The 24,144-nt window shown below is 30.0% G+C and carries 20 protein-coding genes; 13 read left to right on the top strand and 7 right to left on the bottom strand.

Going from position 1 to position 24,144, the window contains the following annotated elements:
- Nucleotides 1-163 precede the first annotated feature (163 nt).
- Nucleotides 164-1,156, bottom strand: a complete 993-nt coding sequence (locus J2Z35_RS04240; RefSeq protein ID WP_334300521.1) for an asparaginase — start codon at nucleotides 1,154-1,156, stop codon at nucleotides 164-166.
- Nucleotides 1,157-1,535: 379 nt separating this feature from the next.
- On the opposite strand from J2Z35_RS04240, the gene J2Z35_RS04235 reads away from it, so the two are divergent.
- From J2Z35_RS04235 to hfq, 9 genes are all read left to right on the top strand, one after another.
- Nucleotides 1,536-2,141 (top strand): lactate utilization protein, encoded by a 606-nt coding sequence (locus J2Z35_RS04235; RefSeq protein WP_209659731.1) that lies wholly within the window; start codon nucleotides 1,536-1,538, stop codon nucleotides 2,139-2,141.
- 13 nt (nucleotides 2,142-2,154) lie between these two features.
- Nucleotides 2,155-3,312: a cysteine desulfurase family protein gene (locus tag J2Z35_RS04230; RefSeq protein WP_209659729.1), complete on the top strand. Its 1,158-nt coding sequence runs from the start codon at nucleotides 2,155-2,157 to the stop codon at nucleotides 3,310-3,312.
- 12 nt (nucleotides 3,313-3,324) lie between these two features.
- A complete protein-coding gene (thiI, locus tag J2Z35_RS04225) occupies nucleotides 3,325-4,500 on the top strand; it encodes a tRNA uracil 4-sulfurtransferase ThiI (protein WP_209659727.1) in 1,176 nt (391 codons plus the stop codon).
- Between the two features lie 210 nt (nucleotides 4,501-4,710).
- Nucleotides 4,711-5,115 (top strand): universal stress protein, encoded by a 405-nt coding sequence (locus tag J2Z35_RS04220; protein ID WP_245330752.1) that lies wholly within the window; start codon nucleotides 4,711-4,713, stop codon nucleotides 5,113-5,115.
- Between the two features lies 1 nt (nucleotide 5,116).
- Complete coding sequence (miaB, locus tag J2Z35_RS04215; RefSeq protein WP_209659725.1) at nucleotides 5,117-6,538, top strand: tRNA (N6-isopentenyl adenosine(37)-C2)-methylthiotransferase MiaB; 1,422 nt, start codon at nucleotides 5,117-5,119, stop codon at nucleotides 6,536-6,538.
- A 51-nt stretch (nucleotides 6,539-6,589) separates the two neighbouring features.
- Nucleotides 6,590-9,166: a DNA mismatch repair protein MutS gene (gene mutS, locus J2Z35_RS04210; RefSeq protein WP_209659723.1), complete on the top strand. Its 2,577-nt coding sequence runs from the start codon at nucleotides 6,590-6,592 to the stop codon at nucleotides 9,164-9,166.
- A 7-nt stretch (nucleotides 9,167-9,173) separates the two neighbouring features.
- Complete coding sequence (gene mutL / locus J2Z35_RS04205) at nucleotides 9,174-11,030, top strand: DNA mismatch repair endonuclease MutL (protein ID WP_209659715.1); 1,857 nt, start codon at nucleotides 9,174-9,176, stop codon at nucleotides 11,028-11,030.
- Nucleotides 11,031-11,045: 15 nt separating this feature from the next.
- Complete coding sequence (gene miaA / locus J2Z35_RS04200; protein WP_209659713.1) at nucleotides 11,046-11,972, top strand: tRNA (adenosine(37)-N6)-dimethylallyltransferase MiaA; 927 nt, start codon at nucleotides 11,046-11,048, stop codon at nucleotides 11,970-11,972.
- Between the two features lie 73 nt (nucleotides 11,973-12,045).
- Complete coding sequence (hfq, locus tag J2Z35_RS04195; protein ID WP_209659711.1) at nucleotides 12,046-12,282, top strand: RNA chaperone Hfq; 237 nt, start codon at nucleotides 12,046-12,048, stop codon at nucleotides 12,280-12,282.
- A gap of 28 nt (nucleotides 12,283-12,310) precedes the next feature.
- Here the strand turns inward: hfq and J2Z35_RS04190 are convergent, their stop codons facing one another.
- Complete coding sequence (locus J2Z35_RS04190) at nucleotides 12,311-13,327, bottom strand: tyrosine-type recombinase/integrase (RefSeq protein WP_281063615.1); 1,017 nt, start codon at nucleotides 13,325-13,327, stop codon at nucleotides 12,311-12,313.
- Nucleotides 13,328-13,606: 279 nt separating this feature from the next.
- On the opposite strand from J2Z35_RS04190, the gene J2Z35_RS04185 reads away from it, so the two are divergent.
- Both J2Z35_RS04185 and J2Z35_RS04180 read left to right on the top strand, forming a co-directional pair.
- On the top strand, nucleotides 13,607-14,890 hold the full coding sequence (locus J2Z35_RS04185) for a methionine gamma-lyase family protein (protein ID WP_209659709.1): 1,284 nt from the start codon (nucleotides 13,607-13,609) through the stop codon (nucleotides 14,888-14,890).
- 2 nt (nucleotides 14,891-14,892) lie between these two features.
- Entirely contained in the window at nucleotides 14,893-16,812 is a 1,920-nt protein-coding gene (locus J2Z35_RS04180) for a type I glutamate--ammonia ligase (RefSeq protein ID WP_209659707.1), read from the top strand.
- A 30-nt stretch (nucleotides 16,813-16,842) separates the two neighbouring features.
- On the opposite strand, the gene lexA is transcribed toward J2Z35_RS04180, so the two are convergent.
- A complete protein-coding gene (gene lexA, locus J2Z35_RS04175; protein ID WP_209659706.1) occupies nucleotides 16,843-17,463 on the bottom strand; it encodes a transcriptional repressor LexA in 621 nt (206 codons plus the stop codon).
- Nucleotides 17,464-17,622: 159 nt separating this feature from the next.
- On the opposite strand from lexA, the gene yneA reads away from it, so the two are divergent.
- On the top strand, nucleotides 17,623-17,913 hold the full coding sequence (gene yneA, locus J2Z35_RS04170; protein WP_209659704.1) for a cell division suppressor protein YneA: 291 nt from the start codon (nucleotides 17,623-17,625) through the stop codon (nucleotides 17,911-17,913).
- A 21-nt stretch (nucleotides 17,914-17,934) separates the two neighbouring features.
- Here yneA and J2Z35_RS04165 read toward each other — a convergent pair whose 3' ends face one another.
- Both J2Z35_RS04165 and J2Z35_RS04160 read right to left on the bottom strand, forming a co-directional pair.
- Nucleotides 17,935-19,041 carry a tyrosine-type recombinase/integrase gene (locus tag J2Z35_RS04165; protein ID WP_209659702.1) on the bottom strand — a complete coding sequence of 369 codons (1,107 nt, stop codon included), beginning with the start codon at nucleotides 19,039-19,041 and terminating at the stop codon, nucleotides 17,935-17,937.
- A gap of 544 nt (nucleotides 19,042-19,585) precedes the next feature.
- Nucleotides 19,586-20,770: a pyridoxal phosphate-dependent aminotransferase gene (locus J2Z35_RS04160; protein WP_209659700.1), complete on the bottom strand. Its 1,185-nt coding sequence runs from the start codon at nucleotides 20,768-20,770 to the stop codon at nucleotides 19,586-19,588.
- A gap of 156 nt (nucleotides 20,771-20,926) precedes the next feature.
- Here J2Z35_RS04160 and J2Z35_RS04155 point away from each other — a divergent pair, with 156 nt between their 5' ends.
- Nucleotides 20,927-21,244, top strand: coding sequence for a hypothetical protein (locus tag J2Z35_RS04155; RefSeq protein WP_209659698.1), 318 nt, complete (start codon nucleotides 20,927-20,929; stop codon nucleotides 21,242-21,244).
- Nucleotides 21,245-21,282: 38 nt separating this feature from the next.
- Here the strand turns inward: J2Z35_RS04155 and J2Z35_RS04150 are convergent, their stop codons facing one another.
- Both J2Z35_RS04150 and J2Z35_RS04145 read right to left on the bottom strand, forming a co-directional pair.
- Nucleotides 21,283-23,058 carry a vWA domain-containing protein gene (locus J2Z35_RS04150; RefSeq protein ID WP_209659696.1) on the bottom strand — a complete coding sequence of 592 codons (1,776 nt, stop codon included), beginning with the start codon at nucleotides 23,056-23,058 and terminating at the stop codon, nucleotides 21,283-21,285.
- A gap of 81 nt (nucleotides 23,059-23,139) precedes the next feature.
- Nucleotides 23,140-24,054: an AAA family ATPase gene (locus J2Z35_RS04145; RefSeq protein ID WP_209659694.1), complete on the bottom strand. Its 915-nt coding sequence runs from the start codon at nucleotides 24,052-24,054 to the stop codon at nucleotides 23,140-23,142.
- Nucleotides 24,055-24,144: the final 90 nt, after the last annotated feature.

Below are 24,144 nucleotides of genomic sequence, written 5' to 3'. Positions count from 1 at the left end.
AAATATTTCTCAATCTTTAACCTGTTTTTTTCATTGAAAATCATAGGTTCTATTTGCTTTGCCCTTCTTTAAATCTTTTGTACGTTTTCTTTAAATATCTTTTCTTGACATATTACCAGATTGCTTAAGGGGTTTTTGTAATATATTTCTTATAAAAATTTATTTACGAATAGATATCATCTTCAAAAATTTCACGGATTATATTTTGATCATTTGTTTTTCCAAGAGCAACCATAAGCTTGATTCTTGCTTTTTGTCCTGTTAAGTCTCCTCCTAAGATTACTCCCATATCCACAAGATCTTTTCCGCCACCTTTGTATCCATAAGATTCCATTACTCTGCCTGAAGGGCATCTAGATACTATAACTACTACAACTCCTAAGCTTAACGCTTCTTTTATTGCATCAACAGCTTTAGGAGGGATATTACCTCTTCCCATTCCTTCAATCACTATACCCTTCGCTCCTGATGCAACTACGCAATTAATTAATGTATCATCCATATCAAAGCAGGATTTAATAAGATAAACCTTTCTTTCGACTATATCAGTGTCTATATATTGTTTAGAAACTATATTTCTATGAATAATAAGATCATTCGTATCTATACTTCCAATAGGCCCATATGGAGATTGAAAAGTATTTAATGAAAGAGTATTGGTTTTTGTAACCTCTCTTGCTATATTCACTTCATTATTGAGTACAACCAAAACACCTTTATCTCTTGCTTTAGGAGAAATAGCAGTACAAACAGCTGCTGCTAGATTGCTAGGTCCATCATATCCTAGTTCAGAACTGTTTCTCATAGCTCCTACCATTACTACAGGTTTGCTAGTTTGCATTGTAAGGTCTAAAAAGTAAGCAGTTTCCTCTAAGTTGTCCGTTCCATGAGTTATAATAACTCCTGAAATATCTTTTCTTAATACTAAATCATTTATTATTTTTCGAATTTCTAAAAGCCTATCTATTGTCATATGAGGTCCAGGAAGTTCAGAATACTCTATTGTTTCTATTTCAGCCAATTTATCGATGTTAGACACCATTGATAAAATCTGATTTCCAGTCAACGTTGGTATTGCCGCACCAATTTTTTCATCAACTGTCATTGATATTGTTCCGCCTGTAAAAATAATAGCTACTTTTGGTTTCATATTAATAAAGTCCCCCTAAATTTTTAAGTTATTACAATAGAATTTTAGCATTCAGTAATATCAGAGTCTATAAAAATTTTTATTAAATATTTTTTTGCAAGAAAAAACCTGCTTAAATAAGCAGGCTAAACGTAAAAAATCCGTTCAAAAGGGGTATTGGGAATAGAGATTTTGTTGAGGTTACCAGGGGGATAACCACTGAAATAAGTATAACAAATTTCGACAAATTTTGCAATAATGTTTTAAAAATTTTACAATAAAACTTACTGAACAAATCATTTTGAACTTTAAAATTAATATACTAAGAATATGACATAAAAACCTAATTAAGATATAATAGGAAAGTAGAAAAAGTCTAAATATACTTTTTAACTGGAGGTAAGATATGAATTTAGAAAGTATTAAAACAAATTTTATTAAAAGAAACATAAAGTCAGAGGTATTTTATAAAGAAGAGGATATTATAAATTATATTAAAGAACTAATTAAGGATGCTAAAACTGTAGGTATAGGAGGTTCTATAACTATTGAACAGCTTGGTCTTTATGAAATCTTTAAAGAAGAGGAAAAGGAAATTTTCTGGCACTGGAAGGTTGAACCAGAAAAAAGAAATGAAATTTTAAAAAAAGCTTCTTCATCCAATATTTATTTTTCAAGTTCCAATGCAATAGTTGAGGATGGGAGATTAGTGAATATAGATGGAAATGGAAATAGAGTATCGAGTATGATATTTGGTCCTGATAAGGTAGTAATAATTGCAGGAAAAAATAAAATTGTCTCAAATATAGATGCTGCTTTAAAGAGAATAAAAGAAGAAGCCTGTCCTTTAAATGCGAGAAGGCTAAATAGAGATACTCCATGTGCTATTACAGGAAAATGCAATGATTGTAAAGGAGTAAATAGAATGTGCAATGTCACTACTATAATAGAAGGACATCTTCCTTCTGTAGATATAGAAGTGCTTTTAATTGACAAGGATTTGGGATATTAAATAGGAGGATAAATTGGAAATATATTTTGACAATAGTGCTACAACAAAACCATATAAAGAAGTAATAGATTTTATAGTATCAGATTTATCTACAAACTATGGTAATCCATCGTCTATACATAGGCTTGGAATTCAAGCAGAAAAGCTTTTAAAAAAATCCAGACTTATACTTTCTGAGGCTCTTCATTGTTCTCCTAAGGAAATAATTTTCACTTCAGGTGGAACCGAGTCAAATAATCTGGCCATTAAAGGATTATTAAATTCTCGAAATAGTAAAGGAAAACATATAGTTACATCTAGCATAGAGCATGACTCTATATATACTATTTTTATGGAGCTTAAAGATAAACACGGCTTTGAAGTATCCTTTGTATCACCAGATGAAGATGGATATATTTCAGTGGAAAAGGTAGAAAAAGAGCTTAGAGAAGACACGATACTAGTATCTATAATGCATGTCAATAATGAACTAGGAACGATTAATCCTATCAAAGAAATTGGAGAGCTTATAAAGAAAAAAAGTAATAAAATAAGCTTCCATGTAGATGCTGTACAATCCTTTTTAAAGTTAGAGCTAAATCCTAAAGCTTTAAATATTGATTTATTGAGTGTAAGCTCCCATAAAATTCATGGTCCAAAGGGAGCTGGAGCACTTTATATTAGAGACTCTTTATCTATTGCTCCATTATTTACAGGCGGAGGCCAAGAATTAAATTTAAGATCAGGGACAGAAAATACAACCTCTATTAATGGTTTTGCTAAAGCAGTAGAACTACAAAAGGATTCAATAAATAAAAATTATGATATAATTGAAAATCTTAAGACTTATTTTAGAAACCAACTAGAAAAAAGTATTGATAATATAAAAATAAATACTCCTAAAAATAGCAGTAGCCATATTTTAAATATTTCATTTTTAGGGGTAAAAGGAGAAATACTTCTACATTCTTTAGAACAAGATGGGATTTATGTTTCAACAGGTTCTGCTTGTTCTTCAAAAAAGAAGGGTTCTAGGGTACTTGAGAAAATAAAGCTAAACAACGTTGAAAAGGAAGGGGCTATTCGATTTTCATTTTCAACATTCAATACGAAGGAAGAAATCGACTATACAGTGGAAAAGCTGATATCACATGTAACACAATTGAGAAAAATATTAAAATATAAACCATAAAAGAGGGATAGTATGTATGAAATACTTATAATCAGAAACGGTGAAGTTTCAATAAAAGGTATGAATAGGCATGTTTTTGAAAGTTCACTTATAAAAAATCTAAGATACAGGCTTTATGAATTTAAGGATCTAAAGATTTCAAAAGGTGATGGGAGAATCTATATTTATCTAAATGGAGAGAATCATCTAGATGTGATTGAAAAGGCAAAGAATGTTTTTGGAGTAGTATCCATAAGTCCTGCTATTAAAACAGATGCCGGCTATGAAAACTTAAAAACTGGAATACGCAATTTGATGGAGGAATCTCTTGTAAACTCTAGTAATACTACTTTTAAGATTACAGTTAAACGACAAGACAAGTCATTTCCAATGAAATCACCTGAAATGAATCAAGATATCGGAGGATATATTTTAAATGAATTTAAGGATAGGGTTTCAGTTGAAGTAGTTAACCCTCAGATAAACATGGTTGCTGAACTTAAAAAAAATGAAAACATTATATATTTTGAGAAGATAAAAGGGGTTGGAGGTATGCCTCTAGGCTCAAATGGAAAGGCATGTGTACTTCTTTCAGGTGGAATAGATAGCCCCGTTGCTTCATATCTTATATCAAGAAGAGGCTTATATTTAGAAGCAGTTCATTTTCATAGCTTTCCCTTTACAAGTGATAAGTCAAAAGAGAAGGTGATGGATTTAGCAAAGATTCTTTCAAGACATACAGGCAAAATTCGTATTCATATGGTGAATCTACTGGAAATACAAAAAGAGATTTCTGAAAAATGTCCTGAAGAGCTTATGACTATTTTATCAAGAAGATTTATGATGTCAATAGCTGAAAGAATTGCATTAGAAGAAGAATGTAACTCCTTAGTTACTGGGGAAAGTATCGGTCAAGTAGCATCTCAAACTGCTGAAGGACTTCTTGCAACAAATAATGCAGTTGAGACTCTTCCGGTTTTAAGACCTTTAATTGCATATGATAAGGAAGATATAATAAAGCTTGCAAAAGAAATTGATACCTTTGAAACATCAATTATCCCTGAAGAAGACTGTTGTACAGTCTTTTTACCAAAAAGGCCTGCCACGAAACCAAGACTAGAGAAGATTTTAAAGGCCGAAGAGTTGTTAGATAAAGAAGCCTTAATAAAAAAGGCTATAGAAGTGAAAGAAATTGAGATAGTGGGTTAGTTATATTTTGCGTCTTGCATATAAATTGCAGTACTATTCATAGATAATAACTCACTTTTATGATATACTTACATTGAATAATAGATGTTGTCAATTGAAATCAAAACTAAAAATAGACTTAATATTTCTAAGGATTAATGATATTTGATTTAATCCTTCTTACTATGCAAAGAATAATTATATAAAGGTTGCTTCGGAAGGAGTAAAATAATGACTCAAAAGGTTATGGTCTGCGTGACTGAACAAAAAACATGTGAGAGACTAATAAAAGAAGGTTTGAATATAGTAAATAATGAAGATAGTGAAATTTTTGTAATACACGTAGCAACTAAGGATTTGAAGGTCCTAGAAGACAATAAAGCCGCTGAAGCTTTAGAATATCTGTTTGACAAATCCAAGGGCTATGGCGCAAGTGTTACAGTTTTAAAATCAAATAATATAAGAGAGACTTTAGTAAAATTTGCTGTAGATAATCAGATTGATTATGTTGTAATGGGAGAAACCAGACAGCAAGATGAAAAGGATAGCGTTATCTTTAAATTAAAGAACGATTTTTTGTATACAAATACAAAAATTAAAGTAGTCCCTCTAAAGAATATTAATCAGGAGGCTTAGGGTGAGCGAACGAAAGAGTATAAAAGTAAAACACGAAGAAATCTTAAGACAGCAACAGTTTATAAATGAACTGAGAACACTGTTAAGCGAGGATGAAACAAAATATAAAAAATATTATATAGTCACATGGGGATGCCAAATGAATGAGCATGACTCTGAAAATCTAACAGGTATGTTTGATCTTATGGGACTTACTCCAGGAGAAAATGAAGAGGATGCAGATATCATAATCTACAATACATGTGCAGTTAGAGAAAATGCAGAGTTAAAAGTTTATGGAAATCTAAGTCATCTTAAAAAAATAAAAAAAATTAAAGAACATCTTGTCATAGCCGTTTGTGGATGCATGATGCAACAATCCCATATAGTAGATGAAATCAAAAAGAAGTACCCTCATGTTAGTTTAGTATTTGGAACTCACAACCTATATAAGTTTCCAGAGCTACTTACAAACTTTTTATCAAGTAATCAAGGTACATTAATCGATGTATGGGATATAGACGGAAGAATAGTTGAAGGTCTTCCAACTTATAGAAAAAAGGAAGTTAAATCATTCGTTAATATAATGTATGGATGCAACAATTTTTGTTCCTACTGTATAGTTCCTTATACTAGAGGAAGGGAACGAAGTCGTGAACCTAAGGATATAGTAACGGAAGTAGAAAGCTTAGTTAAAGACGGAGTAAAAGAGATCACACTGCTTGGTCAAAATGTAAACTCCTATGGAAATACATTTGAACAAAGCTATACCTTTGCAGACCTTTTAAAAACTTTGAATGATGTGGATGGAATAAAGAGAATCAGATTTATGACTTCCCATCCAAAAGATATTTCAGATGATGTAATTGATGCTATAGCTAATCTTCCTAAGGTTTGTGAAAGTATACACCTGCCCGTACAAGCTGGAAGTACCAGAGTCTTAAAGGCTATGAACAGAAATTATACAAAGGAAGATTACTTAAGTCTTATCAAAAAAATAAAATCTAAAATAAAAGATGTAGCTTTAACTACTGATATAATGGTAGGTTTTCCAGGAGAATCAGAAGAGGATTTCCTAGATACTTTAGATTTAATTAATGAAGTAAGGTATGACTCTGCATTTATGTTTATTTATTCCGTAAGAAAAGGTACTGTTGCTGAAAATATGGAAAATCATATAGAAGAGTCAGTAAAAAAAGAGAGATTCCATAGATTGTTAGAAAAAACAAATGAAATTGCAAGGGAAATAAATGCTTCGTATAAAGATAAAGTAGTGGAAGTCTTAGTAGAAGGTAAGAGTAAAAAAGACCCAAATATTTTAACAGGACGAACACGTCAAAATAAATTAGTAAATTTTAAAGGTGATGAATCTTTGATTGGTGATATAATAAACATTAAAGTAACTGATCCCAAATCATTCTCACTCAATGGAATAGTACTCTAAGCAGAGTACTATTTCTTTCTCTATTTATATAAAAATATATTGGAGGGTTTTATGGAAAAGCTAACTCCTATGATGCAGCAATACTTAGATATTAAAAAAAATCATAATGATGCTATTTTATTTTTTAGATTAGGTGATTTTTATGAAATGTTTTTTGATGATGCTATAGAGGCATCTCAAATACTAGATATAACTCTAACCGGAAAATCCTGTGGGCTAAAAGAAAGGGCTCCAATGTGCGGAGTTCCTTTTCATAGTGCAGAAAATTATATAAATAAGCTCATAGCTTCTGGGAAAAAGGTAGCTATATGCGAACAGGTAGAAGATCCCTCTACGGCTAAGGGAATAGTCAAAAGGGAAGTTGTAAAAATTTTAACCCCAGGTACAGTTATGGATGAAAGACTTGTTGATAAAGAAAAAAATAACTATATATTTGGAGTTTTAGCCTCAAAGCGAGTTGATGAATTGCTGACTTTCCATGTTGCTTACGTGGACATTTCTACAGGAGAAATCAATGAGAATTCAATAGATATTGATAATTTTGCAGATTTTTTCCTAAAAATTCGCCCATCAGAGCTTGTTTTAGACTCCCATACAAAATATATTCTAACAAATGATATCTATAAAAATAATATTCTCATACTAAATTATATAAAGGAAAATAATATTATTTTAAATATAAGAGAATTTGATGAAAATCTTTATATGAATAAAGATATATCAAAAAATATAAGTAGTTCTAATCCTTCTACTTTGATAGTACTAGATTATATTTTAGATACCCAAAAAACTCTAAGTCATTTTATGGAGAAGTCAGATAAAGAAGAATTTATGTTTTTGGATAATTTCACATCCAAAAACCTTGAACTATCTGAGGCAAATAGGACTTCCCAAAAAAAAGGCTCTCTTCTTTGGATTTTAGATAAAACTAAAACTCCTATGGGAGGGCGTCTTCTAAAAAAATGGGTCGATAACCCTTTAGTAAATAAAAATTCTATAGAGGCAAGACTCCACAAAGTAAACTCATTTTATGAAGAAGTGGATATTTTGAATTCATTAACTGAATCATTTAAAAATATATATGATTTAGAAAGAATATCCAATAAGCTTTCTTACAACAATATAAAGCATATGGACATTATAAAACTAAAAAAATCTTTAAAAACACTTCCTGAAATTAAAGAAATTTTATTAGGATCATCCAAAGAAGCTATAAAAAATATTGGAAAAAAGCTCTCTACTTTAGATGATATATTTGATCTTTTAGATAATTCCCTTGAAGAGGGTGATGAATTTTCTAAAAATAAATACTTAGTAAAATCAACCTTTAACGAAAATCTAATGGAACTTAGAAAATTAATAAATCATACTTCAGATATATTAAAAAATATTGAAATTAAAGAAAGAGAAAATACTGGGATTAAAAATTTAAAAATAGGTTATAACAAGGTATTTGGGTATTTCATAGAAATAACCCGGGGAAATCTCAAAAATTTTCAGTTGCCAGAGGGCTATATACGAAAACAAACCCTTACTACAAGTGAACGCTATATTAATGAAGAGCTAAAATCTATAGAAGAAAAGATAATAACTGCAAAAGATAAAGAGGAGAAACTTGAAAAAGAAATATATCAATCTATACTCAGCCAGCTAAACTTAAAAACAAAGGAAATACTTTTTTCCGCTAGCATCCTTGGTGAAATTGATTGTTACTGTTCACTTGCAAAGGTTGCTCACGATAACAACTACACAAGACCTAAATTAAATGAATCTGGAAAAATAGAAATAATTAATGGAAGACATCCAATTGTTGAGAAAATGATTCCTCAAGAGCATTTTATCCCCAATAACACGATTATAGAAAAAAGTGATATTCAAATCATAACTGGGCCTAATATGGCAGGAAAATCTACATATATGAGGCAGGTTGCACTAATTGTACTCATGGCTCATATCGGAAGTTTTGTTCCTGCAGAAAAATCTGATATATGTGTAGTAGATAGAATTTTTACAAGGGTGGGGGCAAGTGATGACTTGTCTCAGGGTCAAAGTACTTTTATGGTTGAAATGACAGAGGTTTCTCATATATTAAAATATGCTACATCAAATAGTTTATTGATTTTGGATGAAATAGGAAGAGGAACAAGTACTTATGATGGTATGAGTATAGCCTGGTCAATCATAGAATATATCTCTAAAGAATTATCTCCTAAAACCCTGTTTTCAACTCATTACCACGAGCTTACTGTTTTGGAGGAAGATCATAAAAACATAACTAACTATTCAATGGCAGTAGACGATACAGGATCAGAAATAAGATTTTTAAGAAAAATCATTAAAGGTAAGGCAGATAAAAGCTATGGAATCCATGTAGCCGAGCTTGCTGACCTTCCAAAAGATGTAATTAGTAACGCTAATATACTTCTTTCGAAATTAGAAAATAAATATTCAATTAATTCTATAGACTCAAAATCTACTCCTGCTCCTTCACCAATAAAAGAGCAAATATCCTTTGCAGACATATATAATATAGATATAATTGAAAACTTAAAAAAAGTAGATTTAAATAATACAACTCCAATGGAAGCCCTTGTTATCTTAAATGATTTAAAGAAAAAGTTGGGATGATGAAAAAGTGAACCATATAATAAGAGAACTGGATGAAAAAACCATAAATTTAATTGCAGCAGGAGAAGTGGTAGAAAGTCCTGCTTCTGTAGTAAAAGAGCTTATAGAAAACTCTATTGATGCAAATGCAAAATCAATTGTTATAGAGATAAAAAATGGAGGAAAAGACTATATAAGAATTACAGATGATGGCTTTGGAATACCTCAAAGCCAAGTCGAAAAGGCTTTTATGCGCCATACTACTAGTAAACTAAGTACATTTTCCGATTTTAATACTTTAAGAACCAATGGCTTTAGAGGAGAAGCTCTAGCGAGTATAGCTTCTGTTTCAAATATATCTATAACAACTAAGGTGGCCAGTTCTATTAATGGAACATATCTTCAAATATCAGCAGGACAAGTCATCGAAAACTACAGCATAGGAGCTAAAGACGGAACCACTATAATAGTAGAAGATCTCTTATTCAATACCCCTGCTAGAAGGAATTTTTTGAAATCAAATCAGGCAGAATCTGCAAAAATAACTGATACAATTATAAAATTAGGTATAATTCATCAAAATATAAAATTCAAATATATAAATAATAGCAAGGTTCTTTTTTCAAGTTATGGAAATGGATCTCTTGAAACTTTATTCTATATGATATATGGAAATGATTTCAAAAATAATCTAATTTCAGTAAACGAAAATCTTGCTTCAAATATAAGCTTAGAGGGAATACTAGGTACTAATTCTTTGATGCTTCCAAGTCGTAAAAGTCAACATATTTATGTTAATAAAAGAATAGTTAAAAGCAAAATGTTATCAAATGCAATTGAAAAGGCTTATAAGGAATATATACCTTCAGGAAGATATCCAGCGTTTGCACTAAACATAAATGCAGACCCTAGCTTGATTGATGTGAATATTCATCCTAATAAACTAGAAATTAAATTTAATGAAAATCTTAATATATACGATAAGCTTTTCTATATAGTAAAAAATGAATTAAAAAAAATAACTATGATTCCTTCAGTAAAACCTGTAAATAAGGAGAGACCAAAAGAGATAATCAAGGAAATTCAGTTAAATGATTTGTTTATTGCTTCTAAAGACACCTTAAATGAACCTAAACCTGATTTATCTATTGAGAAATCTTTATATAATGAACCTAAGGAAAAAATAGAAGTAATCAAAGAAGATAATTCCTTTGTTTCATTTCCTTCTAAAAAATATGAAATTGAAAAAGAAGATGATTTTAAAGAAAACGTGGTTGATGAAATAACTGAAATCACAAAAGAAAATATTGATTATAAAAATCTTATTATAATTGGCAGAGTTTTTAATACTTATATTCTTGCTGAGTTTCAGTCCTGCCTTTATCTAATAGATCAGCATGCTGCCCATGAACGTGTTTTATTCGAAAAGTATATGAATTCCTTTGAAAATCAAGAAATTCTTGTTCAGGAGCTTATTATTCCATTAGAATTAAATTTTTCACCTGATTTTGAGGAGTATGTAGATGATTTTTTAACTCAAATAGAGTTTTATGGGTTTTCTGGCTCTCGTTTTTCTCATAACTTAATAGCAATAAGAGGGATTCCAAATACATTAGATACTCAAAGCAGCAAAGTATTTTTATATGAATTAATGAATTTGTATTCCTCAATAGATTCAAGCACGGAATTTATCAGGGATATGATAGCATCAAAAGCTTGTAAAGCTGCGGTTAAAGGAAATGATAAGCTTCATTTCGTGGAAATAAATCATCTTTTAAATGAATTAAACGAATGTAAAAACAAATTCGCATGCCCACACGGAAGACCTATAGTTGTGAAATTAACCAAGTATGAAATAGAAAAAATGTTTAAGAGAATAATTTAAGAAAGGTATTGAATTATGAGCAGAAAAGGAATAATTATAGCCGGACCGACTTCGGTAGGAAAAACCAGTCTTTCTGTGGCACTTGCACAAGAGTTAGGTGGAGAAATAGTATCTGCTGATTCTATGCAGATATATAAAGATATGAATATAGGGACTGCAAAAGTTACTAAAGAAGAAATGCAAGGTATTCCTCATCATTTAATTGATATAGTAGAACCAGACAAATCATTTAGTGTTTCGGATTATAAGTCATTAGCTGAAACCTCTATAGATGATATTTTTTCAAGAAATAAAGTTCCTATTATAGCTGGAGGAACCGGTCTATATTTTGATTCTATTTTATTTGACATGAGGTTTAACGATGCAAGTCCCAACACAAAGTATAGAGAAGAACTTAATGAAATTTTAGAGACTAAGGGAAAAGATGTTCTTTATTCACTTCTTCTTGAAAAGAATCCAATTGCAGCAGAAAAAATTCATCCAAACAATATAAAAAGAATAATTAGAGCCTTAGAAGTTTCTCACGAGGAGCGTTTATTTAATCCTTATTCAAATTTAGACAAAAATAAAGGAAAATGGAACTTTGATATATATATCCTATCATTAGATAGAGAAATCCTATATAATAGAATTAACCAAAGGGTTGACTTAATGCTGGAAAATGGTTTACTAGATGAGGTTCTGCTACTTAAGTCAAGAGGCTATACTACTGATATGCAATCAATGAAAGGAATCGGTTACAGACAGCTTATTGATTATTTAGATGGAAATATTTCTTTTGAAGAGGCTATAGATTTAATAAAAAGAGATAGCAGAAGATATGCCAAAAGGCAGATAACATGGTTCAAAAAATATGATAGTGGAATTTGGTTAGATACTTTAACAAATTCTTCATCTTCTATGATTGAACAAATCAAAAATAATTATTATCAATTAAAGTAAATCATTATAAAAATTATATCAATTATAATATATAATTTTTATTGATTATAAAACATTCTAGGGAGGGTTAAAATTGAAAAACTCAATAAATTTACAGGATGTCATGTTAAATCAAGCAAGAAAAGAAAAAGTATTAATTACGCTTTTTTTAGTCAACGGAGTACAAATTAAAGGTTTTATAAAGGGATTCGATAATTACGTAATATTAGTGGAAACAGAGGGAAAGCAAAATATAATTTATAAGCATGCTATTTCAACAATAATTCCATCAAAAGTCATTCCTGTTAAAGCTTTTGAAGAAGAAAACTAGTTCTGAAAATAAAGTATTAGATAAACATCTAATACTTTATTTTATTTTTTGTTAAAGACTCCTTTAAATCAGCAATATTTGCATGAGTATAAATCTGAGTGGTTGAAATAGAGCTATGACCTAAAAGTTCTTGAACATGTCTGATATTAGCTCCATTTCTAAGAATATGAGTTGCAAAAGTATGTCTTAGTTTGTGGGGAGATATTTTTTTATTTAGCTGGGAAAATTCTGCCCCTTCTTTTAATATCTTTTGAATGTATCTTTGAGATATTTTTTCTCCTTTTAAGGATACAAACAGACTGTTTTCTGTAGTATCTATATCATCTCTATATTCTATATACTTACTAATATAAGATTTTATTTTATGATCATCTGAAAAATCCGAAATATCTATAGGAAAATACCTTTCTTTATTTCCTTTTCCCCTAATTACTATATATCCATTCGCTTTAGATCTTCTCAAATCTTCGAGGGTTATATTTAATACCTCGCTTATTCTCATGCCAGTGTTTAGCATTAGATTTATTATATAAATATTTCTAATCTTTGTATATTCTGTTTTGCAAAGTTCTTCCAAAGCTTTGTTTAAATTTCTAATTTCCTTAAGCTCTAAAAATATAGGCATTTTAGGTAATTTGTTTTGTTTGACTTTAATCACACTTTCCGATGGAATAGGGATTGAGCTTATTTCATTTTGCTCTTTTAAAAAATCCATAAAAAGTTTCAATACGTATTTTTTTCTTTTTAGTGTGGAAGAACTATTATTTCTCTGTGTGATTAAATAAGAATAATACATATTTATATGTATTGGCCTTAAATTAGATATATTAATATCTTTTAGAGATTCTTCAATATTGAGATAATCAAAGAATGTCTTTAGGTCTAGAAGATAAGAAATAATAGTATTATCACTTTTCCCTGAGCTTGATAGAGCATTTACAAAAATATATAACAAATTTTTATTATAAGAACTATATTTTTCATCTATAAGCCTCGTAAATTTAATTTTAATGTAATCAGTCATAAAAATCCTTTCTGTCTTCAAATTTATTTAAACTTTGCACTTTTATAATATTTTTAGTACGCATAATACATATTATGCGTACTACTAGTATATCTTATTTTATTTTCTTCGCAAAGTAGGATTTTAAATTATGTTTTGAATTTTTAAATAAAATTATTGCATTTTTATCAGTTTGGTAATAAAATCAATAGTTATAATAACAAAAATTAAAAAAATAGAGTTAATGTTCGACTTTTACCTTAATATTACATCGATAAATAACTCTATAAGCCAACATTTTGAGAGGAGGTTATATTTTAAATGACAAATCATAAAAATCTGATATATAAGCATTTTAATTTATCAGATGAAGATTTAAAATTATCTTTAAAAATAGAAGAGCAACTTAATCCTATCTTTGAAAAATTAGATAAAATCAAAGAGATTAATCAGTATAAGGTTTTAAAAGCTATGCAGGAATCTAGACTTAGCGATATACATTTTAATTCTCAAACCGGATATGGATACAACGATATAGGAAGAGAAAAGGTCGAGGAGATTTATTCAAGGATTTTTGGCACTGAAGATGCACTTGTAAGACCAAATATAGTAAACGGTACTCATGCACTTACAATATGTCTACAAGGCCTTTTAATGCCGGGAGACGAGATGATAGCGATAACAGGTAAACCCTATGACACTCTTGATAAAGTAATAGGAATATCAAAACACGATCTATCCCTTTCTAATTACGGTGTTAAGTATACACAGGTTGACTTACTAGAAAATGGAGATTTCAATCTAGGAGAAATCGAGAAAAAGATTCAAGATTCCCCTTCCTTGAAAATGATTTATATCCAAAGATCAAAAGGATATAGCAGAAGAAGAAGTATTACAATAAATGATATAAAGGAAATATGCTGCTTTATAAGGACTTTAAATAAAGATGCTATCATAATGATAGATAACTGCTATGGAGAGTTTATAGATGAACTTGAACCTACTGATGTAGGGGCGGATATAATGGCCGGATCATTAATAAAAAACCCGGGTGGAGGACTTGCTATAACAGGTGGATATGTCGTAGGAAAACAAGCCCTTATAGATATAGTTTCTCAAAGACTTACATCCCCAGGAATAGGAAAAGAATGCGGACTTACTTTTGGAACCTCAAGGCTAACACTTCAAGGATTATTTATGGCTCCATCTGTAGTAAACAGCGCTTTAAAAGGTGCTATATTCTGCTCAAAATTATTTGACGATTCTGGATATGATGTATTCCCAAAATATAGCGATGAAAGAAGCGACATAATACAGGCTGTTGGACTAAACTCAGAAAGTCAGATAATTTCTTTCTGCGAGGCAATCCAGCAGGCCGCACCAGTAGATTCCTTTGTTTCACCAGAGCCATGGGCAATGCCTGGTTATGAAAATGAAGTAATAATGGCTGCAGGCGCATTTGTGCAAGGTTCTTCAATAGAACTCAGTGCAGATGCCCCCATAAAAGAACCATATACAGTTTATTTTCAAGGCGGAATTACCTATGAGCATTCGAAGCTAGGAGCATTGATGGCTTATTCAAAAATAAAAAATAAGGAGTGTTAATTATGCCTATAAAAAACAAAATTCTACCACTTGAGGAATTATTATATGTAATTAAAAAAGATGAACATTCTCACGAAGAAATAAAAACTCTATTGAATAAGCATCCTCAAATAAAGTTCGTTTCACTTGCAGGGCTTGACCTTAGAGGAAATGCAACTGACGAAAGAATCCCGATAGAGTTAATGCTTGAAGATCTTGAGGATTTCCTAAGACTAGGAATCCAAACAGATGGCTCAAGTGTTGTGCTTCATAATATTGCAACCCTAAATGATGCAAAAGTAATAATTCTGCCTGATATAGACTGTAACTGGTATGTTGATTATAATTTCAGCAACATAGATGTAAATACAGGCCTTCCAATTGGAACACTAGTAATCCCATCTTTCTTAATTCATAACAATAAAATGGTTTGTTCACGTTCTATCTTAAAGAAGTCAATAAAGAGATTTAAAAAGGAATGTAAAAACATACTAAATGAAAACCCTCATCTTAAAGAGGAATTAGGAATAAAATCAGAAGATGAAATTAAAGAAATTCATATGACATCGGCTACCGAACTAGAATTTTGGGTACAAACTCCCGAGGATAAGGCAGATGAAGAAAAGCTATCCACATCACAGACATTAAAAGAACAGTACTGGAAAAGAACAGAAGGCACAGTAAGAACTGCAATGGAAAAAGCCTTACTAATGATGAGCAAATATGGTTTTGAGCCTGAGATGGGTCATAAAGAGGTTGGGGGAGTAAGATCTACTATAAGTGTTACAGGTACACAAAATCATATAATGGAACAACTTGAAATAGACTGGAAATATTCAGATTCTATGCAGTGCGCAGACAACGAACATTTTATAAAGCAGCTCGTTATGGATGTATTTAATAACCATGGACTTGAAGTTACATTTTTAGCTAAACCAATAGAAGGGGTAGCTGGGAGTGGAGAGCATACACATATAGGAATCATGGCAGAACTTCAAAATGGTAAAAAAGTCAATGTATTTAGCCATAAGGATTTTGATAAAAGATATATGAGTTCTATAGGATTTGCATCTCTAATGGGGATTCTGAAAAACTATGAAGTTATTAATCCATTTGTAACTTCCACAAATGATGCACTAAACAGATTAAAACCAGGATTTGAAGCTCCAATTTGTATAGTTTCTTCAATTGGCCACACAGCAGATTTCCCTTCTAGAAATAGATCTATTCTTATAGGACTTATAAAGGATATGGAAAATCCTTTTGCAACTAGATTTGAGTTGAGAGCTCCAAACCCAAATTCAAACACATATCTAGTGTTAGCAACATGCTACCAAAGTATTTTAGATGGAGTAGAAACTATATGCCCTAAGTTAAGTTTAGATGAAATAGAAAAAGAATTTTCAAAAGAAGCAGGGGAAGAGGGCTATTATTTAGAAAAGGATAGACAATACAGAAGTGAAGAAGATGTATTTGAGCACTATAATCAAGCTCAGAGAAACTCATTATTCGGTACTCCTCCATCTACTGTTTATGAGAACGTAAGAGCACTGGATGATTATCCCGAAAAGCTTGAAGTTCTTCTTAAAGCTGATGTTTTTACAAAGCCAATTATTGATTCTTATAAAACAGCAACTATAGATATATGGTCAAATGAGCTAAAAGGAAGAATAATAGAAGATAATATGACTTTAATTAGAAATCTTACTAAAATTCATGATGATGAGATATCAGATTTAGATATAGTTAACTGGAATAGACTTAATTTACTGAAATGGGATTTAATGAAAGACAGCGTTGATAAAAAATCCTTATTTACTTTATTAAGAGAAGCTATATATGAAGAGGATTTTGCTAAAGCCTCAGAATACCAAATTCTCATGAACGAAAAAATAAAAGAACTTAAAATTTTATATAGTAACTACAAAAAGAACTTATTTTAAATAAAAAAACCAGACAAATGTCTGGTTTTTTTAATACTTCCTAATTAGGGTTTTTACAATTCCAAGAATACTCACATCACTTGGAAATATTGGATCATAATCTTTGTTTTCTGGTTGCAATCTTACTTTATTATTTTCTCTAAAGAATTTCTTTACAGTTGCTTCTTCACCATTTATTAAAGCTACTACAATATCGCCATTACTTGCAGATGAAGTTTGCTCAACTACAATTAAGTCTCCATCAAATATCCCAGCGTCAATCATACTGTCGCCCTTAACCTTCAAAATGAAGTGAGGGGTTTCTTTATACCATTTAGTAGGCTGAGGTATAAAGTCTTGAATATTTTCAATGGCTAAAATAGGCTCGCCCGCTGTTACTTCTCCAATATAAGGTATGCTGATTGTATTTGGGTTAAACATTAAGTCATCATCCGAGTTTGAAATCACTTCTATCGCTCTAGGTTTAGTAGGGTCTTTTTTTATATAGCCTTTTTCTTCTATTTTATTTAGGTGTGAATGTACTGTAGAAGTTGACTTTATATTTAAAGCTGAAGCTATCTCTCTTACAGATGGAGGATAACCACGTTTCTGGAGCTCTTCTTTTATATATAAAAGTATAGAAACTTGCTTTTGATTTAAATCTTGATACATAAAATCGCTCCTTTCTTATAATAATTAATGAAGCTATATTTATTAACATTATATCATAATTTCATTAAAAAACAAACATTTGTTCACATTTTATATTGACTTAGAACATACGTTCTGATAATATAAATATAAACATATGTTCGGAAAGGATGATAATCTATGAATAGAAAGTCTTTTAAAAAAATTAATCTTTTGTTGATTCTAACTGCATTAATAATAATAGCATCTTATAGTATTTTGTCATGGGCAACAGATAGTAGCAGCCATCCAAGTCACGAAGAGGAGATTTATGTGGTGGTTGAAAAAGGTGATACTCTTTGGGATATAGCCAAAAAACACAAAAAAGATAAGGAAGATATCAGAGAAGTCATCTATAATATATCAAAGTATAATAATATGGAAAGTTTAAACATAGTTCCAGGACAAATAGTATATATCCCATCAAAATAAAGCCAGCTTAAGCTGGCTTTTTTAATCTTCCCATTCGAAGTTTTTTATAATGTCTCGCTTTAAATTCTTCCTATGGGCAGAATAAAGCTGTGTAGTTGTAACATTATCATGATCCAAAATGTTTTTTACATCATAGATGGAAAACCCGTATTCAATTAAAGAACTAGCAGCAGTAGCTCTAAGCTTATGAGGGCTATAGCCATTATTTTTAGTAGTACCCATTACTATTGAGGTATATTTTTTCACTAGTTCTCTGATAGCCTTCATAGTCATCCTTTTATTTTGAAGAGATAGAAAAAGAGCATCTTGATTTTCTTCATCTAAGTGATTAATCTGAGGCCGCTCCTGCTCTAAATATTCCTTAAGTGCCTTTTGAATTGTTTTATTTAGGGGCATAAGAGCTTCTTTTCCTCTTTTTCTATATATCTTAAATTCATTTCGAGAGTAGTTAAATGAAGATAGATTTAGCTGCTGAATTTCAGAAAGTCTCAGACCATAGGTTATGAAAAATAACAAAATCGCTTTGTCCCTAAGTTTAGTTTTGTTCCAATATATCTTTTCTTTATCACTAAGTCCTTTTCCCGTTTCAACAACCTCAATAAGTATTGATACCTCATCAATATCTAATTTTTTAACTGCATCGGGTTGTGATTTTGGCAACTTTATAGGATTAAAACCATCAGTAATATTATTTTCTAATTGCTCATTTCTGTATAAATATTTAAATAAAGAGGAAAGAGAAGACTTTTTTCTAGCCAATGATCTATTGTCATTTTGAAAAATGTATTCTTTGCCATTGATATCTTTGTAATACCTAGAGCAATATTCACCAATATAGTAATTTATATCTCTAGCTTTTAACATAGCGAATGTTTCTAGATCTATGTCTTTGATAGTATTAAATCCCATGAACTTTTCCTCTTCTTCAGTTAGATATTTTAGAAAATAAAAAATATCCTCCAAATATGCTAACCTTGAAGATAATGATACTGAATTTTTAAGGAATATAAAATAGTCTCTAAAAAAAAGGGGCATATCATCTTCTAATTTTTTACATTTTTCAATAATATTATTTTCTTTTAAAATAATATTATCGGGTTTGTCGGATTTATTGTGAATTTTAACCATTTTCTTCTCCTTAAATGTATTCTTTATTTTTATTATAACAAAAGACAACATATTATAAAAATCTAAAATGACTCGAAAAAACAAACGTTTATTTTAAGATTTAAGAGGGGTTTTTCATGTTTTTAATACTATTTATCCAAAAATGATTTAATGTCATTAAAATATATTTTTCGTAGTTTTAAATAGATTTTGTGTTTTGATTCGGAAAATATTAAGTTAGTAATATTACTTAAGTATAGAAAGCAAAAGGAAGATAAATAAAATATCAGTAATAATATATTAATTAAAAAATATACTGAAATCCAAGAGAATTTTAGTATAAGAAAATTACCGAATCAAACTATTCCCTAAATATACATTTAAAAACTAGTTGGTTTTTTTAAATATAACCCTATTATTCATAGGATTTTGGATTATATTTAAAAATTTTATTTTGTAAATTATTATCTTTTCTTTCGTATAAAATATTTTTAAAACTATTTCTATACTTGAGTTTTATTAGAGTATAAAAAAACCTGGCTTTTAATCGCCAGGTTTAATTTTTTTAGCTTTCAAGGGATTTTTTAATTCTTGAAATTCCTTCAGTTATTTTTTCTTTAGATGTTGCATATGATAATCTTATATAATTATCAGATCCAAAAGCTATTCCAGGAACTACAGCAACCTTTGCACTATCTAGTAAGAAATCTGCAAAATCCAAAGAATTTTTTATTTCTTTCCCATTTATAGATTTTCCTATAAAGTTTGAAATATTAACCATAACATAAAAAGCTCCCTTTGGCTTTTTACAGCTTAATCCATCTATATCATTGATTAAATCAACCATTAAGGATCTTCTTTCATTGAACTCTTTTTTCATGTCAAGTACAGAGCTTTCATCTCCTTCTAAAGCTTCTATACTTGCATATTGGGCAACTGTGTTTGGATTTGAAGTTGCATGGCTTTGCATGTTGTCCATAATAGACGCAAGTTCTTTGTTTGAAGCTGTGTATCCAATTCTCCAGCCAGTCATAGCATAGGCCTTAGACATACCATTAATTACTATTGTTCTTTCTTTAACTTCTTCTGAGAAAGATGCTATGCTTATATGCTCTCCATCATAGATAAGCTTTTCATAAATTTCATCAGAAATTATAATAATATCTTTTTCTACTGCTAAATCAGCTATTGCATTAAGTTCTTCTTTTGAATAAACTGCTCCAGTTGGATTTGAAGGCGAATTTAATATAATTGCCTTAGTTTTGTCAGTAACCACTTTTGATATATCTTCTGCTGAAACCTTAAATTCATTTTCTTCAAGACCTTCTACTATAACAGGTACCGCCCCTGCCATATTAACAAGCTCTATATAGCTTACCCAATAAGGAGCTGGAACTATTATCTCGTCTCCAGGATTACTTATAGCCTCTATTGCATTATGTAAAGAATGCTTTGCTCCATTTGATATAACTATTTGGTTTGGACTATATTCTAAATTATTTTCTTTTTTCAGTTTTTCAATTATTGCTTTTTTCAGCTCTGGCATACCAGAAGCTGCTGTATATCCTATTGCTTTTTCATTGATGGCTTCTATAGCTTTTGCTCTGATATTTTCAGGAGTTCTAAAATCAGGTTCTCCAACGCTAAAGCCTATAATATCTATACCTTCAGATTTCATTTTCTTTTCTTTTGCACTTATTGCAAGTGTTATTGATGGCTCTATTGATGAATATTTTTTTGAATAAATCATTTGAATCCCCCTTTATACAAGTATACCTACATTATACTACAATAACGATTTTTTTCCTTCATTTTTTTTGAAATAGTTTAGTATATTTCCACTATTATTTATTGTATAATTTAAAAATATTAATAAAATTTCAAGATTAATTTAAGGAGAATATTTATGAACCTAAATAATTGTTTTATAAGTCTTCCTTACAGGATAATTAGAGATGACGGAACAGATATTGATTTATATATTCCTATAGATATGCTTACTGTAGATTTTAGAGATTCAAATATAGAATACTTAAATAGGATACAGTTTCCTCTTGTAAAAGCAATTCTATTGAGAGCTTCTACTAAATCAATGGATGTTACTTTACATTTCCTAAGAGATATAGATCTCTTGTCAAGCTTTGCAAATATGGATATCACTCTTAAGGAAACACATTTGTATATAGATAAAAAAAGTGGCTATATAATTGTAGAGTTAAAATAAGAATAAAAAATATGTTGAATCCATAAAAGATTTATAATCTAAGGATCCAACATATTTTCTATGTGTTTTTTCAGGTAAAATCCTACTAGTTCAGAAAATCTATCTATATTTTTTATATATGCAAAATCTCTTCCAAATATAAGCTTTTCAGCTTCTAGATCATTTTCTTCTCCTGTGTAGATTCCTAATACAGCAATTCCCTTTTGCCTTGCTTTTCTCACCTCAAATCCTGTATCTTTTATTGCTTTATATCCTTTATAATCTAGCTCTCCTTTTATACTAGAAGCCGTAGTTTTAGTTATCCTAATATCATTTGGTCTTCCATCACTTAGAATTATTAAAATCTTATTTTCTTCTGACCTTTTACTTAGAGAATCTACAACTGCTCTAATTGCAAGACCATCTCTGTTAGTTCCTGAAGTATGAAAATCAAAGATACTTGAGTTTTTGATTATTGGATCATCGTAATCTCTATATTGTCTTAAGATAGTAAAATCCAGAAAGTTATTAAAGCCAGTTACTCTAACAGGAATATGGGAAAGGGTTAATGCTTCTGATATTATAAAACCTTGGGCGGCTACCTTCCCCTGCCTTTCAGTCTGAGATCCGCTAGCGTCTAAAAATATATCTACTACAAAATTTCCAATTTCATCTTTGGAATCCCTGCTAAAAACCTTGAAATCATTGAGATATACTGATTTCCAAGCACTGGATGCTATAAATGAACCTCTATTAGCCTTGTATTTTCCCGTGTCTGTATTCGCTAAAATAGACCTTTGTATAATTTCTCTTAATTTCACTATATTTCGTCTATAAATATTTTCATGATATTCGAATTCTTCTAGATTCTGGGTTCTTTGATTCTTCAAATAACTTAATCTATAGCTTTTTTCAAGCTCCGTAGAGAATTCTCCATCTGTCAGATGCAGTCTGCACCCATCGTGAATATCTTGGCATATATTTTTTTCAAGTCTTGATAGCTCAGATTCCGATATAATTCCTTTACCAAATTTTGACTCTATCTTATGTTTCATACTGCTATATTCTTTGATGTCTATATCTACTTCCTTAAGAGAAAAATCTCCATCGTAGCCTTGTTTTGGATTTAATACAGATTCATTCGGATTATATTCTGCCGAAACATATTCTTCTTGATCCACTTCATTTAAATCTAACTTAGAATGAGCTTTAGGCTTTTCTTTTTCTTTTTTTATAGGTTCTTTTTCAATTTTTTCCTCTAAATGAGGCTTTAATTTTTCTTCTAAAAAAGATGAGTCAAAATGAAAAAAACGCTTTAAAATAACAAATGTCTTATTTATAATGTCTTTAGTTGTTGTATTTTTTTCAAATTTTAATATTTCATCTAACAAAACTAAAATTTCATTTGATGTTTTAGGGAACTTATTAAGTTTTTTAATATAGTAAACACTTCTAAGTTCAGAAAGGACATCTTTAGGAGGATGATAATCAAACCAGGCGGCTTCTTTTTTGTAATGATTAAGTCTTATATCTCTTATTCCAATCCACTCAGATTCGAGCCTAAAAAAAACAGACTCTTCTATTAGCAAAAATAATATTTCTGAAAAAATTTCAGGAGTTTTAGTGGTTTTTTTTATATTTTCAAGATTATTGTCTATTAAGCTCACATCGAAATATTTATGAATTCCACCACTTAAAATAGATTCAAAAATATAATTTCTTTTACTACGTATATTAGTAATATATTTTTTATTAGGATTTATTCCATACTCTTGACTTACAGTCCAAAATATATTGGAGTTTCTTATTTTTAGTTTGTCATTTAAAGAGTTCATATAAGCATCTTTTCTTTCTTTTTAATTTTTATTATAAGGCTAAAATACTCTCATTAACCTACCTATCTGACTTAATATATTTTATCTTTTGAAAATCTCTTCAGATTTTACATCTTTTGGTACTCTAAGTTTAATTACATCTGCTACAATTTGTTTTTCAAAATCATCAAAAGTCTTTCCAAGTATACCCATATTAATTGCTAGATAAGGACTAAGTCCCCTTCTCATTGATTTCACTGCTCCAATTAATCCTCTTAAATCTACAGGCTTTGTAGATATTTCGGAATTTTGAGATTTTAACTGCAAATCTAAAAATAACCCTGCAAATTGTTCTAAATAATCTTCAGATAAATTATGAAATTCATTCTTTAAAATTAACTTTAGTTTTTCCTTATTAAGAGGAGGAATATCTATGACCATAAATCTGGAAACAAGTGCTTCATTAAGCTCTTTTGTTCCTGCATAGCCGTGATTCATTGTGGCAATAAATCTCGTTGATTCGTGGAGATTTATCTTTTGGTAACCTGGAACATCTATTATTTTTCTATGGTCCAGAGCCGAATGGAGAACTGCAAGTGCATCGTTTTTGGCCATATTTATTTCATCAAATATTCCAAAACCTCCATTTTCAGCACATTCAAAAACAGATCCCTTCCTCATCACAACTTGATTGTTTTCAAAAGTATCTGTCCCTATTAAGCTAGAACTATCTGTGTTCACATGAAAAGATACCGTCCACGCAGGTCTTTGAAATGCACAGGCAAGATTATCTGCAAGTACATTTTTTCCAGTTGCCTTTGGACCGCTAATTAGTATATGCTCACCCTCTAATAAGGCAGAAAGTGACATATTCCAAACTTCCTTTCCAAAATAAAACATTTTAGGCTCCGGAATTCTGTTTGCATGCTCATCTTTTACCTTATAAAAACCTCTGAAATGAATTAAATCTTCTATAAGTCTGTCCTTAACTCCGTGTTCTTTTAAAAATTCAATCATCTATAATGTCCTTTCTAATATTAAATTTTAAATATAAAGTAATTTCATTATTGTAAAGAATACAATAAATGTGAATATATTATATCATGA

The organism is Acetoanaerobium pronyense (assembly GCF_017874355.1).
GTDB lineage: Bacteria > Bacillota > Clostridia > Peptostreptococcales > Filifactoraceae > Acetoanaerobium > Acetoanaerobium pronyense.
This window is presented reverse-complemented; position numbering and strand designations above follow the sequence as displayed.